Here is a 15300-nt window from a genome sequence, read left to right as displayed (position 1 = left end):
GGGGTGACGAGCGCAATGCGCCCCTGTGACACGCGCCCCGCAGACAGGACGTTTTGCCTCGGTGGGGAGAAAATGTCCCTCCCCACGCTGGCGCTGATGAGCGATGTTTGGCAGCTCACACTTCGATCGGGCTCGCAGCCGCCGGCGGGCAGCCTCGTCCGGCCGCTGGGGGCGGAGTCGCTGGCGATCGGGGCCGAGTTCGTTTACTCCGTTGTAAGCAGGCTCATGCGAGGTCTCAGGTAAGGCGGGGACGAGATGCGCGTGGGAGACGTCATCGACCGTCGCTTCCTGATCGAGCGCCTCGCCAGCTCGGGCGGGATGGGGGACGTCTACCGCGCCTGCGATCTGGTCACGAACGAGCCGGTGGCGCTGAAGGTCTTGCAGCGGCGAGGGCTCCAGGAGGCGATCCGGTTCGCGCGTGAGGTCGAGGCGCTCGAGGCGCTCACCGCGCTGCGGCACCCGGGCATCGTGCGCTACATCGCGCACGGCGCGACCGACGCGGGGCAGCCCTACCTCGCGATGGAGTGGCTCGCCGGCGAGACGCTGGCCGAGCGGCTCACCCGCAGCTCGCTCACGATCGCCGAGAGCATCGCGCTCGCGTCGCGCATCGCGTCGACGCTCGGCGTCGTGCACCGCGCCGGCATCGTCCACCGCGACCTCAAGCCGAGCAACCTGCTCCTCGTGGGCGGCGCGATCGAGGGGGTCACGCTCATCGACTTCGGCGTGGTGCGCCTCGGCGCCATGGACCGGCACCTCACCATGCCCGGCACGATGCTCGGCACCCCGGGCTACATGGCGCCGGAGCAGGCCCGCAGCGAGCCGAACATCGACCCACGCGCCGACGTCTTCTCGCTCGGCTGCGTGCTCTTCAAGTGCCTCACCGGGCGCTCGGCGTTCCAGGGCGCCGACGGGCTCTCGGTGCTCATCAAGGTCATCCTCGAGGATCCGCCGCGGCTCCGGGAGCTGCGCGGCGACATCCCCGAGGCGCTCGACGACCTCGTCGCGCGCATGCTCGCGAAGGCGCAGAAGGACCGGCCCCGCGACGGCGACGCGGTCGCGGCGGAGCTGCTCGCGCTCGACGACGCGAGCGTCGGCGCCGCGAGCAGCCGCCCGTCGAACACCCTGCGCGGGGGCGAGATCACCACGAACGAGCGCAAGATGATGTGCCTCGTGCTCGCGCGCGACGCGAGCGGCGACGCCGAGGCGACGCGCTCCCAGGAGGAGGACCTGGAGCGCAGCAAGGCGCTCATCGCCGTCGCCGAGCGCTACCAGGGCGAGCTCGAGATCCTGGAGTCCCGCTCGCCGCTCATCGTGCTCACCGCCGGCGGCGCCCCGACCGACCTCGCGGCGCAGTCCGCCCGCTGCGCGCTCGCGCTGAACGCGCTGCTCGGCAGCGTGCCGGTCGCGCTCGTCACGGGCCGCGCGGAGATGTCCGCGCGGCTGCCGGTCGGCGAGCTCATCGACCGCGCGGTCCACCTGCTGCCGCCCGCGCACGCGCCCGCGCCGGCCGGCGCGCACGCCGTCTGCATGGACGAGGTGACCGCAGGGCTGCTCGGCGCCCGGTTCGACGTGACCCGCGACGCGGGCGGCCTCCGCCTGCACGGCGAGCGCGAGGAGCTCGCCTCCACGCCGCCCCTGCTCGGCAAGCCGACGCCGTGCGTCGGGCGCGACCGCGAGCTCGCGCTGCTGGAGGCGGCGTTCTCGCACTGCGTCGAGGAGTCGACGCCGAGCGCCGTGCTCGTGACCGCGCCCGCGGGCGCAGGGAAATCCCGCCTGCGCTCCGAGCTGATCCGGCGGCTCCGCGACCGCGGCGAGGACCTGGAGGTGTGGATCGGGCGCGGCGACCCGATGAGCGCCGGCTCGGCCTTCGCGCTGCTCGCGCCGGCGCTGCGGCGCGCCATCGGCCTCTTCGAGGGCGAGCCCATCGAGGCGCGGCAGCGCAAGCTCCGCGCGCGCGTCGCGCGGTACGGCCACGCCGAGTCGGCGCGCACCGCGGCGTTCCTCGGGGAGCTCGTCGGCGTGCCGTTCCCCGACGGCGACAGCGTGCAGCTGATGGCGGCGCGGCGCAGCCCGGTGCTGATGAGCGACCAGATCCGCGTCGCCTGGGAGGAGCTCCTCAGGGCCGAGTGCTCGGCGAGGCCCGTGCTGCTCGTGCTCGAGGACCTGCACTGGGGCGATCTGCCGAGCGTGCTGCTCGTCGACTCGGCGCTCCGCAACCTCGGCGATCAGCGGCTGATGGTGCTCGCGCTCGGCCGGCCAGAGGTGCGGGAGCTCTTCCCGAAGCTCTGGGCGGGGCGCGGCGTCCACGAGGTGCAGCTGTCGGGGCTGCCGCGGCGCGCGAGCGAGCGGCTGGTGCGCCAGGTGCTCGGCGAGGACGTCGCGCCGGAGCTCCTCGCGATGATCGTCGACCGCGCCGACGGCAACGCGTTCTACCTGGAGGAGCAGCTCCGCGCGGTGGCCGACGGCAAGGGCGCCGACCTGCCCGAGACGGTGGTGGCGATGGTGCAGGCGCGCATCGAGGCGCTCGACATCGAGGCGCGGCGGGCGCTGCGGGCGGCGAGCGTCTTCGGGCAGACGTTCTGGCAGGGCGGGGTGTCGGCGCTCGTGGGCGGGGCGCAGGTCGCGCCGACGCTGGTCGAGCTGGAGCAGCGCGAGGTGATCTCCCGGCGCGGCGAGGGCAGCCTCCCCGGCGAGGTGGAGTACGGCTTCCAGCACGCGATCGTGCGGGAGGCGGCCTACGGGATGCTGACGGACGGCGACCGGCGGCTCGGGCACCGGCTCGCCGGCGAGTGGCTGTCGCGCGCGGGCGCGGGCGCGGTGGACGCGATGGCGCTCGGCGAGCACTTCGAGCGCGGCGGCGAGCTGTCGCGGGCCGCGGCCGCGTACTGCCGCGCGGCGGAGCAGGCGCTGCGGGCGCAGGACCTCGCCGCGGCGATCGAGCGCGCCGAGCGCGGCGTCGCGTGCGGCCCGAACGCGCAGGCGCTCGGCGCGCTGCGCCTCGTGGAGGCCGAGGCGCACGTCTGGCGCGGGGAGCTCGCGCTCGCGGAGCAGCGCGGGACCGAGGCGGTGGACCGGCTGCCCGCCGGCTCCGCGGCGTGGTTCTCGGCGATCAAGCACGTCGCCATGGCCGCGGGCAAGCTGGGCGGCTTCGAGCGGGTGGAGCGCTGGATGAGCGCGGCGCAGGCCGCCGAGGCGGAGGCGGAGGGCGCGCTCGTGGCGAAGCACATGTGCCTCGGCGAGGGGGCGCTGCTGCTGGTGTTCGGGGGGCGCTACGCGTTCGCGGACGCGCTGATCGACGCGATCGAGGGCGACGGGACGGATCTCGCGGAGCGGGAGGTCGAGGTCGTGGCGCGGCTGCACGCGGCGCGGTCGGCCCGGGCGCTCGTGAGCGGCGATCCCAGCGCGTGCCTCGCGGGGCTGTCCGCGGCGCTCGCGGCGTTCGAGCGCGCGGGCGACCGCGGCAACGCGTGCGCGTTCCGCATGAACGTCGGGTACATGCACGCGGAGCTCGGGGATTTCGCGGGCGCGGAGGAGGTGCTGCGCAGCGCGCTCTCGGGCGCGGAGCGGATGGGGTTGCACGATCTCGCGGTGGCGACGCTCAGCAACCTGGGGCACGTCCTCGGCTACCGGGGGCGGATCGAGGAGGCGGAGCGGACCGAGCGCGAGGCGATCGCGCTGTCGCAGCGGCTCGGGGATCCGCGCACGGAGGGGAGCGCGCGGACGTACCTCGCGCGGATCGCGCTGCTCGCGCGGGACTTCGAGGGGGCGGAGCAGGAGGCGAGGGCGGCGGCGGAGCTCCTGCAGAGCGCGCCGCCGCTGCGCGCGGCGGCGGTGGCGGCGAGGGCGAGGGCGCTGCTCGGGCTGGGGAGGTTCGACGAGGCGCTCTCGGCGGCGGGGGAGGCGTTCTCGATGCTGAAGGCGCTCGGGGCGATCGAGGAGGGGGAGTCCGCGGTGAGGAACGTCTACGCGGAAGCGCTGGCGGCGAACGGGATGGAGGCGGACTGCGCGGCGGCTATCGCGGCGGCGAGGGAGAGGTTGATGGAGAGGGCGGGGAAGATCAGCGATCCGGTGTGGAGGGAGCGGTTCCTCACGATACCGGAGAACCAGCGGACGCTGGAGATGGCCGCGCGGTGGGCGGGATAGGGAGAAGAAGCCCGCCCCCTTCCACCATCGGTCACCAACGTGAACGTGAACGTGAACGTTCGGATGTAGGAGAACGCGGCGCGAAGCTTGGTTGGCGCCTACGGGACCGGGCTCAGCCCTCGCGGGGCTCCGCCGGAAGGCCGGCGTTCTTGCGCAGGGTGGCGATGAGGCGGTCCATCGCCTCGCGGTAGGTCTTCTGGGCCGCGACGATGCGCTCCTCCATCGTCTCGTCGATCTGCTTCGCCTGGGTCGCGGACGAGTCGAGCATCGCCTTGCTGCGCCCGAGCTCCTCGATGCGCGCCTCCGACGCCTTCTTCTCCTCGTCGGTGCGGCTGCCTGAGGACTGGAATGCTCGCTCCGCCTCGACCGCCTCGTCGATCGACTTCTTGATGGTCTCGATCTCCTCGAGCATCCGGCGGAGCCGGAGCTTGTGCTCGACCATGTCGATGTGGACGACGTAGCTCACGAAGCTCACGGCGTCGGCCTGCTTCTCGAGCGTCGCGGCGTTCTCCTTGCCGAGCGAGGCGCGGTAGCGCTCGATGCGGCGGTGCGCCTCGCTGCGCTCGCGGACGTACTTCTCGAGCTGGCGCTCGACGCCGTCCTCGAGCGCGTGCGCCGTGGCCCCGGTGACGTCGACGTCGCACCCCTTCTGCTTGACGACGTACTGCGCGGCGCCGCTCACCTTGCGGGTGAGGTCCTCCTTGTTGTCGTTGAAGAACGCCGCCGCGCCGTCGACGGCGCGCACGCGCTCCACGTAGTCGTAGCTCCGGCCCGCCGCGTCCGCCTGCTCGATGACGTCGAGGACCAGCTTCCAGTCCGGCTTCTTGAGCTGGTCGGGATAGCCCGCGAACTGCTCGGTGGCGCGCTTCGCGAGGTCGTCGCGCTCGCCGAACGACGTGGCCGTCGCCTGGAGCTCGGCCGGGTAGCGCTCCGCGTAGCCGCTCTGCGAGGCCGAGGACGCGATCTCGGGCTCCGGCTTGGGGGCGCTGCAGCCGAGCGCGAAGAGGTGGCCGGCCAGGAAGAGCGCGCCGGCGATAAGGTACGGTCGGTTCATGGACGCTGGCCTATAGCCCATCTCCGCCGTGGCCGCGCGCTCCGCGCCGACGCCACCTCGGTCGAGGGTGGCGTGACCCACATCCGCGCAGCCCGGCGCGACCAGGGCGACGCACGCGCGACATCACGGCACAAGGAGCCATGTCGCGCGTCGTGTGCGCGTCGTGTGCGTGTCGTGTGCGTCTCGTGTAGAGGCGCGTAGAACGCCGGAATCGCTTCCCTTTCGTACCCGCCCTTGGCATCGTCACGGGCCCGCTCTGCGGGCTCGATTTGCGCTCCAGACGGTCGAAGACGGTTGTTCCTCAACTCTGCATTTCACGAGCGCCGGCGCCTGTCACGGAGGCGCCGGCCACCTTCGCGAGGGATGTGAGGCATGGGAGCTCTGAAAGACAAGGTCGTCATCGTCACGGGCGCGAGCTCGGGCATCGGCAGGTCGACGGCCGTCGCGCTGGCCGCCGAGGGCGCCAAGGTGGTCGCGAGCGCGCGGCGCGAGGCGCAAGGGCGCGAGCTCGTCGCGGCCGTCAAGGATCGCGGCGGGGAGATCACCTGGGTCACCGCCGACATGCGGGTCGAGGGCGACGTCGAGGCGCTCGTGAAGGCCGCGGTGTCCACCTACGGGCGCCTCGACTGCAGCTTCAACAACGCCGGATCCGGCTTCTTGATGCCGCTCGCCGACATGTCCAACGCCGACTACGACCTGGTCATGGACACGAACCTCCGCGGCGTCTTCTGGTGCATGAAGTACCAGATCAAAGCCATGCTCGCGAGCGGCGGGGGCTCGATCGTCAACTGCGCGTCGGTGGCCGCGTCGCGCTTCTTCCCCGGGCTCGCGGTCTACGCTGCCTCCAAGGCCGGCCTCGTCGCGCTCACGCGCACCGCCGCGGTCGAGTACGCGCAGAAGGGGATCCGCATCAACGCGGTGAGCCCCGGCGTCGTCGAGTCGGAGATGTCGACGGCCGGCTGGCGCCTCGACGATCCCCAGGGACGCGCCTTCGCCGCGTCGCTCCACGCCATGAACCGCGTCGGCGGGCCCGAGGAGGTCGCCGCGCTCGTCGCCTTCCTCTTCAGCGACAAGGCCTCGTTCATCACCGGCCAGGACGTCGCCGTCGACGGGGGCCTCCTCTCGGCGGCGTGGCCCGCCAACTACGCGGGCGGGGGCTGATCCGCGCGCCGCGGCGGCGCCCGGGGGAGCGCGCCGCGGCGGAGCCCGGCCGGAGGCCACGCGCCTCACCCCGCCGCGCTCGGATCCTCCGAACCCCGGGTTCCCGGGCCTTCCGCGCCCCATACTTCGGCCATGGGTCAGCCTGAAGCGGAGCCTCCGCCCGCGGCGGGTCGTGGTGAGCGCTCGGCGGCCTCCGCCCCGTCGCTGTTGCGCGCGCTCCGCCACCGCAACTACCAGCTCTTCTTCGCCGGCCAGCTCGTCTCGCTGGTCGGCACCTGGATGCAGTCGGTCGCCCAGTCGTGGCTCGTCTACCGGCTGACGGGCTCGTCGCTGCTGCTCGGCGCCGTCGGGTTCGCGACGCAGATCCCCGTCTTCCTGCTCGCCCCGATCGGCGGCACGGTGGCCGACCGGCGGAGCCGCCACCGCATCCTGCTCGCCACGCAGTCCGCCGCGATGGCGCTCGCCTTCGGGCTCGGCGCGCTCACCCTGAGCGGGCACGTCCAGGTCCCGCACATCCTCGGGTTCAGCGTGCTCCTCGGCGTCGTCAACGCGTTCGACATCCCGACGCGGCAGGCGTTCGTCGTCGAGATGGTGGGCAGGGAGGACCTCGCCAACGCCATCGCGCTCAACTCCTCGATGTTCAACGGCGCGCGGATCCTCGGCCCGGCGGTGGCGGGCATCCTCGTCGGCGCGATCGGCGAGGGGTGGTGCTTCGTCGCGAACGGGGTGAGCTTCCTTGCCGTGCTCGGGAGCCTCCTGGCGATGCGCGTCGCGCCCCGTCCGGCCGCCGCAGGGCGCGTCTCCGCGTTCGCCCATACGGTCGAGGGCTTCCGGTTCGTCGCGCGCACCAGGGCCATCCGCGCGCTCCTCGTCCTGCTCGGGGTCGTGAGCGTCACCGCGATGCCGTACGCGGTGCTGATGCCGATCTTCGCCGATCGGATCCTGCGCGGGGGGGCGCAGGGGCTCGGCATCCTGATGGGCGCGTCGGGCGTCGGGGCGCTGCTTGGCGCGCTCGTCCTCGCCAGCCGGAGGCGGCTCCGGGGCCTCGGCCGCTGGGTTGCCGCGGCCTGCGCGGGGTTCGGGGTGGCGCTCGGGCTGTTCGCCCTGTCGCGGTCGTTCTGGCTCTCGGCGCTCCTGCTCGTGCCCGTCGGCTTCTCGATGATGGTGCAGATGGCGGGGTCGAACACGCTCGTGCAGGCGATGGTGCCGGACGCGCTCCGCGGGCGCGTCATGGCGGTCTACGCGATGATGTTCATGGGGATGGCCCCGCTCGGCGCGCTGCTCGCCGGCTGGCTCGCGGGCAAGATCGGCGCGCCCGCGACCGTGGCCTCGGGCGGCGCGTGCTGCGTCGCAGCGGCGGCGGTGTTCGCCGCGAGGCTCCCCGGGCTGCGGCAGCAGGCGCGGGAGCTGATCATCGCCCAGCAGATGGCCGCCGGGACGCCCTCGGAGCAGCTCACGCAGCCGGTCGCGGTGGGGGCCGCCTCGGAGGAGCAGGGCGCGGCGCGGCCGGCGTGACCGGGCGGGGCCGGCGCGGTCCGGCACCTCGCATGCACGCCGCGGGTCGAGGCGGGCGTGTGTGCGGTCGACGCACTGCGCGCCGGGCGAGGGAGGGGATCATGGGGCAAAAGGCCAAGCAGCGGTCCGAGGCGCAGGCGCAGGCGCCGGAGAACAGGCGGTTCGACGAGGTCGATCAATCGAAGGGGATCTTCCGGCTCGACGGGCCGCACCCCAAGGACGCCGAGCTCCGCGCGCCGGGCTCGCTCGGCGGCGGGCCGTACGAGGAGTCGGGCCGCGGCGGCCCCGCGGGCTCGCTCGAGCTGCGAGAGACCGGCGCGGAGGCCACGGCCGCGGGCGCCGCGGCCCCGCCCGAGGAGGAGACGCTGCCGGAGAGCGGCGCGACCGAACAGGTGCAGCCGAGAGGCGCGTTGCCCCAGCACGAGGAGCCGGGCGAGAAGGACCGCAAGGCCGCCGGGCAGAGATAGCGGGGCGCGGCGGCGCTTGCGCCGGCGCCTCGCGCGCTCACCGCGGGGCGACGGCGCTCGCGACGCCGAGGGCGACGTATTTGCCGACGGTGCCGGCCACGCCCATCGTGTCGCGGAAGCCCTTCATGAGCCGGCTGGGCAAGACCAGATCGTCGAGCAGGAAGCCGCCGAGCGCCGACAGCGCGCCCGTGAGCGCGCCGCCGCGCCGCCCCGCCGCGTCGAGCGCCTTCTCGTAGCCGATGCCCCACACGAGCAGGCCCCCGGCGAGCGCCGCCATCCCTGCGGGCGTGGCGACCGGGTCGAACCGGCGCTTCGCGCGGCGACCCCCGAGGCCGACCGCCGCCGCCATGGCGTTCATGGCGGCCCAGGGCGATCCGCGCTTGAGGGTGGACGCTGCCATCATCGTGCACATCGTCGCTGCCGTCAGCACGGCGCCGGTCCGCAGCCCGCGCGTGACGATCTCGCTCATCCGGAGCGCCTGCTGAGGGCGCTGTGCCGCTGCGCGAGGCGCCTCCCAGGGAGACCCGGGCGCCGCCGCAGGCGGCAGGGCGGTCGCCTCGGGCGGCAGCGCCGTCGCCTCGGGGGCCACGGACGCGGCCTCGGGCGGCAGGGCGGTCGCCTCGGGCGGCAGCGCCGTCGCCTCGGGGGTCATGGACGCGGCTTCGGGCGGCAGGGACGTCGCCTGGACAGGTGACGTCACCCGCTCCGAAGGCGGGATCAGCGCCTCGGGCTGATCCGACTCCGCGCCTTCCCGGCGGCCGACATGGAGGTAGTCCTCGCGACCGTCATGGTACGTGTAGGGGACCGGCCTGGGACCCTGGTGCTCCGGCTCCGCCGTTCCTGCGGCGCGTTCCGGGTTCATTCGATTGTCCATCTGGCACCTTTCAGCGATTTCTGCGGCTACGTGGGATCCTCGCATGTGCCAACTCCATGCCAGGCCCGACCTGGCCAGCTCACGGAGTCGGGGGCTGCCAGATCGCGGCCGGCCGGCGAGGCGCCGCGGCGGCGGACCGGTCGCCCCGCCTGCCCGCTGGATCCGTCCTCCGCCGCCCGACGGCTGTGGTTTGCCGCTCGCATGGGGGCGCGCTCAGGAGGATTTCATGAGCACAGCCCGCCCGCTCGAGATCACCACCGCCACGAGGACATCACGCGCCGTGAAGACGGCGGGAGTGCTCTTCGGCATGGGCGCAGGTGGCCTGATCGACGGCATCTTGTTTCATCAGCTCCTGCAGTGGCATCACCTGATCTGCTTCAGCTGCCATCCAGGCGCGACCATCGACGATGTGAGGCGGAACATCTTCGCCGACGGTCTGTTCGGCGTTGTCGCATTGGGCCTCACTGTGGCAGGTGTGTTCAAGCTCTGGGGCGCCCTGCGCGTGGGCGGAGCCGAGCTCCCGGGACGGATGCTCCCGGGCGCTGCCGCCATGGGCTGGGGGCTGTTCAACGTGGTCGAGGGGGTGATCGACCATCACCTCCTGCAGATCCACCATGTCCGTCCAGGTCCGGGGCAGCTCGGCTGGGACCTGGCCTTCCTCGCGTCCGGTGTCCTGCTGGTGCTGGTCGGCCGGCGCCTGATGCGCGAGGCGCCCGCGTCAGCCGCCGCGCCGGCTCGGACCTGACTCGCCCCCGCACCAGGCCAGCTGGACCAGGCGGTGCAGCAGCGACAGCGAGGGCGCCTGAGGGCCGGCCTCGAGCGACGGAAACGCGCTCGTCAGCTGGGCCGCGGCGAACGGCGTCCTCCTGGCGATGAGCAGCTCGCAGCGGCCGTTGAACACCGCGGGGTCCCCGGGCGAGGCGGGGGGAGCCAGCGATAGCCCCGCCGGGAGCTCTGCGACGGCCCGCCTCAGGTCGTCGAGCTCCTCGAGCGCGAGGCGCCGCTCGTGCGGCGCTTCTGCGCCGTCGCCGCCCGCGCGCAGCAGCGCGTGCCCGCTGGCCTGCGAGCGGAACGGGCCGTCCGAGGAGGGGGACAGCGAGAGCTCGACCTTGACCCAGCGGCGCCCTCCGCCGGCCGGCGCGACGCCCTCGAGGACGAGCAGCCAGTCGGGGGCCGCGGGCCGGCGCGCCAGCGCGCGCCTCGCCCAGCGGCGCTGCGCTGCTGGCCCGACCCACGGCGAGAGCCCCGCGTGCCACGCGCGGAACGCGAGCTCATCGCGGTACGCCGCGCCCGGGAGCCACCCCCTGGCCACGCCGATCGACTCCCAGACCGCGAGCCCGGCCGCGAGCGCGGGACCCACGCTGATGCACTGGACCAGCCCCGGAATGCAGGCGCCGGCCGCCGCGAGCACGGCGCCTCCGGCCGCCGCCGAGGCGGCCAGCTGGACCGCGCCGAGCCCGAGCTCCCACGGCTTGCAGCCCCGGCACCGCTGCCGCAGCTCGGCGGTGCTCAGCTCGCTCGGATCGCGCAGGTCGCATGCCGCTCTGGTCATATCCCTCGTCGCCGCCCGGCGCCGGACCGGAGGCGAGCTCTGCCATCATACCGCGGATCCGGCGGCGCGCGCGTTCAATCCGCGTCGCCGCCGGGCGACGTGTTCAATCCGCGTCGCCGCCGGGCGACGCGATGGCGCCGACCTTCGCCCTCGTCGCGCGCAGATAATCGCCGGGAGCGACGAGGATCTGCGTGCCGCGCACGCCGGCCGAGATGGAGACGACCTCGAAGAGCTCGATCGTCTCGTCTGCATAGACGGGATAGGCCTTCTTCGCGCCCAGCGCCGTGACCCCGCCGCGCACGTAACCGGTGAGCGGCTGGACCTCCTTCAGCGATACCGTGTCGACCTTCCGGTCGCCGGTGAGCCTGGCCATCGCCTTCAGATCGAGCTGGGCGTTGCCCGGCACCACCGCGAAGCAAACGCCGTGGCGATCGCCGCGCGCCACAAGCGTCTTCCACACCTGCTCCGGCGGCAGGCCGATCTTCCTGGCCACGGTGCCCGCGGTCAGGTCGCTCGGGTCGACCTCGTAGGTGCGCAGCTCGTACGCGATGCCGAGGCTGTCGAGGATGCGCGCGGCGTTGGTCTTCATGGGGGTGGGCCGGGCCATGCTATACGCGCCGGCTGCGCCGATGACGATCGAGAAGAAGCTCCCCGAGGGCCGGCTGAACCGCTTCGTCCGCCTCGCGGGCCTCGGGGCGCGCGCGGGGGCGGCCCACCTGCTCGGGCGGCGGGGCGACGCCGCCGCGGACGCCGCGGCGCACGTGGCCGAGGTGCTGGGCACGATGCGGGGGCTCGCCGCGAAGGTCGGCCAGATGGCGAGCTACGTCGACGGCTTCGTCCCCGAGCCGGAGCGAGCGGCCTACGAGGCCGCGCTGCGCTCGCTCCGCGCCGCCGCGCCGACGTCGTCGCCCGCGGCCATCCGCGCGGTCGTCGAGGAGGACCTCGGGGCGGACATCGGCGAGCTCTTCGCGGCCTGGGACGACGCGCCGTTCGCGAGCGCCTCCATCGGCCAGGTGCACCGCGCTTTGCTCGCGGATGGGCGCGCGGTCGCGGTGAAGGTGCAACACCCGGGGATCGACCGGGCGCTCGCGAGCGACCTCGAGAACGCCGGCGTGCTCCAGGCGATCGTCGGCGCGCTCGGGCCCAGGGCGCTCGACTCGAAGCGGGTGCTCGAGGAGGTCAGGGCGCGCTTCCTCGAGGAGCTCGACTATGTCCTGGAGGCGGAGCGACAGCGCTATTTCGCGGGCGTCCACCGGGGGGATCCGACCATCCATATCCCCGAGGTCATCGCGGCCCGCTCGTCGCGCCGCGTGCTCACCGCCGAGCTCGCGCGCGGCGCGACCCTGGAGGAGGCCGCGACGCGCGACGAGCGCACCCGGCGCGCCTACGCCGAGACGCTGTGGCGCTTCGTCTTCAAGGGCAACCTCGTCGGCGGGATGTTCAACGCGGATCCGCACCCGGGCAACTACCTCTTTCACGAGGACGGCCGGGTCACCTTCCTCGATTTCGGCTGCGTGGAGCCGCTCGACGGCGCGCGGCTCGAGCACGGGCGAGCGATGCACCTCGCGGCGCTCCGCAAGGACGAGGCGGCGTTCGCGCGCCACGCGGCGCTCATCCTCGGGACGCGCGGCGGGCGGTTCGAGGAGCTCTCGCTGGCGTACACGCGCCGGTGCTTCGAGCCGCTGTTCAGCGCGCCGTTCCGCGTCACGCGGGCCTACGTGACGGGGCTCGTGGAGGGCGTGAAGGCGATCAAGGAGCAGATCCTCGTGAAGGACAGCGGGTTCGTGCAGCTGCCGCCGGGCATGCTGTTCCTCAACCGGCTCCAGTTCGGGTTCTACTCGGTCCTCGCGCGGCTCGACGTGGAGGCCGACTACGCCACGGTCGAGGGGGCGTTTCTGCGGGAGGCGGGGCTGCTCGGGTAGGCGCCGCTCGGGTAGGCGGCCGAGCGCGCGGCACCGGCTCAGCGCGGGCGGCGGTCGTGGAAGAGGAGCATCTCGATGGTGCCGGCCTCGCGGAGCCAGGGCTGGTCGTGCGGGCCCGGCAGGACGCGGAGGGTGCGGGGGATGGACCGCTTCGCGAGCTGCGCGGCGAGGGCGGCGTTCGCGTCGCGGAACGGGTCTCCCTCGCTGGTGAGCAGGTGGAGAGCGCGCGGGCCGGCCGCGGCGACGGCCCTGGCGAGCCGGTCGGCGTAGGCAGGGGCGCGGTGGGCGCTGATGGCGGACTGCACGCCGCCCCAGGCGCCGAAGAGCTCGGGCCGGCGGAGGAACACCTCGATCCCGATGAAGCCGCCGAGCGAGCAGCCGTCGAGCGAGGTGCGGGCCGCGTCGTCGAACACGGGCGCCTCGGCGCGGGCGCGCGGCAGGACCACCTCCGCGAGCCAGCGCGCGTAGCCGTCGAGCGCCGCGGCGGGATTCGGGGCCTTGTGGACGTTGGGCGTGAAGGGGCACGCGATCGCGAGGCCGCGGAACGGCCGCGCCGCGAGCGCGGCGTTCACCTCGGCGAGCCGCGCGTCCGTCCAGTCCTTCCGGCGCGAGGTGCGGCCGAGCGGCGGGCGGCGCAGCCGCTCGTAGGCCGGCCCGAGGCCGTACCGCTCCAGCCACGCGAAGGCGCCGAGGCGCTCGTCGCCGGTCTCGCCGAGGCCGTGGAGGAGCACGAGAAGCGGCACGCGCTCGCCCGGGGCGAGGTGCTTCGGGACGAGCAGCGTGAACCGCCTGCCGAGGGCGCGATCGCCGGGGACCTGGAGGTCGCGGATGTCGAAGGCGGGCGGGGAAGCGGGGGGCGGCGGCGAGGGCGCCGCGGCGCCGGCGGGGTCGGCGACGGCGGTGCTCGGGGCGAGGGCTGCGGCGCACACGGCCAGGAAGGGGCGCCGGTGGAGGAGCATGCGCGGAGTGTCGCAGCTCCGCGGCCGTCAGCCAGCCCGCGGCGGAGGTCTGTGGCGATCCAGACCTGCAGCGGCGCTTGAACGACGCCGTTGCCATGCCTCCCTCGGACTTGAAGGGAGGTGGTCCAGCGCCGTGAGGGGCTGACAGGAAATGCCCGAGATGCGCGGGAGGGGGTGGACGCGCCGGGCGCGCGGCGGGTACACCGACGCGTCCATGGACACGACGCACGATGCGACGGACGCGGCGCACGACGAGGTCGGGCAGACGCACCCGATCCGTCCTGAAGATCAGGACCCGAAGCTTTGGAAGGGGAACGGGTGGACGGCGCGGGTCATCAAGAACGAGGACGACGATGGGTGGGCCGTCGAGATGACGTGCGACGGCCAGAGCGAGCCCTCGCTGGTGGGGCCGTGGACGATGGGGCGTGACAAGAAGAACCCGAAGCCCCTCGACGCGAGCGCCTTCGCCACCCTGGTGAAGACGGCGAACGAGATCCTCTCGCGGCACGACCAGCAACGCCGGGCGCAGCTGCACCGGAGCGTGACGACGGTGGTCGGGGGCGGCGCCCGGATGCGGGTGGACCTCGACATCGTGCCCGACGAGGACGATCCCCACGCCATCCTCACGGGGCGAGACGCGGCAGGGGAGACCGTCAGGCGGTCGAGGGTGCCCCCGGACTTCAAGCTCACCGCCGAGAGCGCGCGGACGTGGCTCGAAGAGGGCGTTCCGGAGCCGTGACGGCCGGCGCGCTCGACGCTGGTGATTGCGCCTGGGCCCGAGCGCGTCAGCCCACTTCCAGCGGGAGCGCGGGATCCGCCGTCCACTCGGCCAGGGACCCGTCGTAGACGGCCACGTTCTCCGCGCCGAGCAGGCTCAACACGAAGGCATCGCTGCACGCCGCGATCCCGCCGCCGCAATACGTGATGATGCGCTTGCGCCCCAGGGCTCCGGCTGCCTCGAAGCGGTCCCGCAGGATCGCCGGAGCCAGGTACGCGTGCGAGCTCGGATCGACCAGAGCGCCTGCGGGGACGTTGACGCTGCCCGGAATGCGCCCGGGCCGCGCGACGCGCGTCACCTCTCCGGCGTGCTCCTCGGCCGACAGCGCGTTGACGATGCATGTGTCCGTGTCGCCCACCGCGGCGAGCACCCCGCTCTTACCGACGATCCAGCCGGCGCGAGGCCGGGCCACGAACCGCGCCCGAGCATGCCTGACGGCGTCGGCCGATACGGGTCGGCCCTCCGCCGTCCACTTCCGCCACCCGCCGTCGAGCACGGCGGCGTGGTCGAAGCCGAACGCCCTCAGCATCCAGAAGACGCGGGCCGCCCACATGTTCATCGAGGCATCGTAGAGCACCACCCGGACGCCGTCGCCGACGCCGTAGCTGGACATCGCCGCCGCAAACTGCTCCGCAGGAGGCATCATCACCGGCGATGGATCTCCTCGGTCCGACAGATCCGCGAGGAGGTCGGCGAACGCGCTGCCCGGGATATGCGCCTCGGCCCACGCGGCGCGCCCGCTCTCGACGTGGACGCCGCCCGACGTCGGTGTCAGGAAGACCGTGCAGTCCAGGATGCGCAGATCGGGGTCGTCGAGGTGCTCCTGCAGCCAGCCGGTGTCGACGAGAGCCTGTGGGTTTGCGAACGTCATGGAT

At 73.8% G+C, this 15300-nt stretch carries 13 protein-coding genes; 7 read left to right on the top strand and 6 right to left on the bottom strand.

Features of this window, described 5'->3' with window-relative positions:
• Positions 1 to 255: 255 nt before the first annotated feature.
• Positions 256 to 4143 (top strand): serine/threonine-protein kinase, encoded by a 3888-nt coding sequence (locus WMF11_RS26605; RefSeq protein ID WP_437972695.1) that lies wholly within the window; start codon positions 256 to 258, stop codon positions 4141 to 4143.
• Between the two features lie 112 nt (positions 4144 to 4255).
• Here WMF11_RS26605 and WMF11_RS26600 read toward each other — a convergent pair whose 3' ends face one another.
• Positions 4256 to 5197 carry a hypothetical protein gene (locus WMF11_RS26600; RefSeq protein WP_437972694.1) on the bottom strand — a complete coding sequence of 314 codons (942 nt, stop codon included), beginning with the start codon at positions 5195 to 5197 and terminating at the stop codon, positions 4256 to 4258.
• A gap of 372 nt (positions 5198 to 5569) precedes the next feature.
• Here WMF11_RS26600 and WMF11_RS26595 point away from each other — a divergent pair, with 372 nt between their 5' ends.
• The 3 genes from WMF11_RS26595 to WMF11_RS26585 all read left to right on the top strand — a co-directional run bounded on the left by WMF11_RS26595 (position 5570) and on the right by WMF11_RS26585 (position 8340).
• On the top strand, positions 5570 to 6358 hold the full coding sequence (locus WMF11_RS26595; protein ID WP_437972693.1) for an SDR family NAD(P)-dependent oxidoreductase: 789 nt from the start codon (positions 5570 to 5572) through the stop codon (positions 6356 to 6358).
• A gap of 132 nt (positions 6359 to 6490) precedes the next feature.
• Positions 6491 to 7873 (top strand): MFS transporter, encoded by a 1383-nt coding sequence (locus WMF11_RS26590; protein ID WP_437972692.1) that lies wholly within the window; start codon positions 6491 to 6493, stop codon positions 7871 to 7873.
• A 101-nt stretch (positions 7874 to 7974) separates the two neighbouring features.
• Positions 7975 to 8340, top strand: coding sequence for a hypothetical protein (locus WMF11_RS26585; RefSeq protein ID WP_437972691.1), 366 nt, complete (start codon positions 7975 to 7977; stop codon positions 8338 to 8340).
• A gap of 37 nt (positions 8341 to 8377) precedes the next feature.
• Here the strand turns inward: WMF11_RS26585 and WMF11_RS26580 are convergent, their stop codons facing one another.
• Positions 8378 to 9214, bottom strand: a complete 837-nt coding sequence (locus tag WMF11_RS26580; protein ID WP_437972690.1) for a hypothetical protein — start codon at positions 9212 to 9214, stop codon at positions 8378 to 8380.
• Positions 9215 to 9440: 226 nt separating this feature from the next.
• Between WMF11_RS26580 and WMF11_RS26575 the strand changes: the two genes are divergently transcribed.
• Complete coding sequence (locus WMF11_RS26575; protein WP_437972689.1) at positions 9441 to 9959, top strand: DUF2243 domain-containing protein; 519 nt, start codon at positions 9441 to 9443, stop codon at positions 9957 to 9959.
• On the opposite strand, the gene WMF11_RS26570 is transcribed toward WMF11_RS26575, so the two are convergent.
• Together WMF11_RS26570 and ybaK are read right to left on the bottom strand one after the other, a co-directional pair.
• Complete coding sequence (locus WMF11_RS26570; RefSeq protein WP_437972688.1) at positions 9933 to 10766, bottom strand: hypothetical protein; 834 nt, start codon at positions 10764 to 10766, stop codon at positions 9933 to 9935. The two genes, WMF11_RS26575 and WMF11_RS26570, sit on opposite strands and share 27 nt — an antisense overlap.
• Before the next feature lie 103 nt (positions 10767 to 10869).
• Complete coding sequence (gene ybaK, locus WMF11_RS26565; protein ID WP_437902100.1) at positions 10870 to 11355, bottom strand: Cys-tRNA(Pro) deacylase; 486 nt, start codon at positions 11353 to 11355, stop codon at positions 10870 to 10872.
• Between the two features lie 40 nt (positions 11356 to 11395).
• Here ybaK and WMF11_RS26560 point away from each other — a divergent pair, with 40 nt between their 5' ends.
• Positions 11396 to 12688, top strand: coding sequence for an ABC1 kinase family protein (locus WMF11_RS26560; RefSeq protein WP_437972687.1), 1293 nt, complete (start codon positions 11396 to 11398; stop codon positions 12686 to 12688).
• Positions 12689 to 12726: 38 nt separating this feature from the next.
• Here the strand turns inward: WMF11_RS26560 and WMF11_RS26555 are convergent, their stop codons facing one another.
• Complete coding sequence (locus tag WMF11_RS26555) at positions 12727 to 13647, bottom strand: hypothetical protein (RefSeq protein WP_437972686.1); 921 nt, start codon at positions 13645 to 13647, stop codon at positions 12727 to 12729.
• Between the two features lie 214 nt (positions 13648 to 13861).
• Between WMF11_RS26555 and WMF11_RS26550 the strand changes: the two genes are divergently transcribed.
• Complete coding sequence (locus tag WMF11_RS26550; protein WP_437972685.1) at positions 13862 to 14386, top strand: hypothetical protein; 525 nt, start codon at positions 13862 to 13864, stop codon at positions 14384 to 14386.
• A gap of 46 nt (positions 14387 to 14432) precedes the next feature.
• Here WMF11_RS26550 and WMF11_RS26545 read toward each other — a convergent pair whose 3' ends face one another.
• Positions 14433 to 15296, bottom strand: a complete 864-nt coding sequence (locus tag WMF11_RS26545; protein WP_437902097.1) for a sulfurtransferase — start codon at positions 15294 to 15296, stop codon at positions 14433 to 14435.
• Positions 15297 to 15300: the final 4 nt, after the last annotated feature.

The sequence above is a fragment of the Sorangium sp. So ce295 genome, from assembly GCF_051527405.1.
Classification (GTDB): Bacteria; Myxococcota_A; Polyangia; order Polyangiales; family Polyangiaceae; genus Sorangium; species Sorangium cellulosum_B.
Note: the sequence above shows the minus strand (reverse complement) of the source record. Positions and strands in the feature narration are given on the sequence as shown.

Excerpts from the sequence above, each read along its gene's own strand:
- WMF11_RS26595 (WP_437972693.1), top strand. The coding sequence starts at position 5,570 with ATGGGAGCTCTGAAAGACAAGGTCGTCATCGTCACGGGCGCGAGCTCG.
- WMF11_RS26600 (WP_437972694.1), bottom strand. The coding sequence starts at position 5,197 with ATGAACCGACCGTACCTTATCGCCGGCGCGCTCTTCCTGGCCGGCCAC.
- WMF11_RS26575 (WP_437972689.1), top strand. The coding sequence starts at position 9,441 with ATGAGCACAGCCCGCCCGCTCGAGATCACCACCGCCACGAGGACATCA.
- WMF11_RS26605 (WP_437972695.1), top strand. The coding sequence starts at position 256 with ATGCGCGTGGGAGACGTCATCGACCGTCGCTTCCTGATCGAGCGCCTC.
- WMF11_RS26545 (WP_437902097.1), bottom strand. The coding sequence starts at position 15,296 with ATGACGTTCGCAAACCCACAGGCTCTCGTCGACACCGGCTGGCTGCAG.
- WMF11_RS26590 (WP_437972692.1), top strand. The coding sequence starts at position 6,491 with ATGGGTCAGCCTGAAGCGGAGCCTCCGCCCGCGGCGGGTCGTGGTGAG.
- ybaK (WP_437902100.1), bottom strand. The coding sequence starts at position 11,355 with ATGAAGACCAACGCCGCGCGCATCCTCGACAGCCTCGGCATCGCGTAC.
- WMF11_RS26580 (WP_437972690.1), bottom strand. The coding sequence starts at position 9,214 with ATGGACAATCGAATGAACCCGGAACGCGCCGCAGGAACGGCGGAGCCG.
- WMF11_RS26560 (WP_437972687.1), top strand. The coding sequence starts at position 11,396 with ATGACGATCGAGAAGAAGCTCCCCGAGGGCCGGCTGAACCGCTTCGTC.
- WMF11_RS26585 (WP_437972691.1), top strand. The coding sequence starts at position 7,975 with ATGGGGCAAAAGGCCAAGCAGCGGTCCGAGGCGCAGGCGCAGGCGCCG.
- WMF11_RS26555 (WP_437972686.1), bottom strand. The coding sequence starts at position 13,647 with ATGCTCCTCCACCGGCGCCCCTTCCTGGCCGTGTGCGCCGCAGCCCTC.
- WMF11_RS26570 (WP_437972688.1), bottom strand. The coding sequence starts at position 10,766 with ATGACCAGAGCGGCATGCGACCTGCGCGATCCGAGCGAGCTGAGCACC.
- WMF11_RS26550 (WP_437972685.1), top strand. The coding sequence starts at position 13,862 with ATGGACACGACGCACGATGCGACGGACGCGGCGCACGACGAGGTCGGG.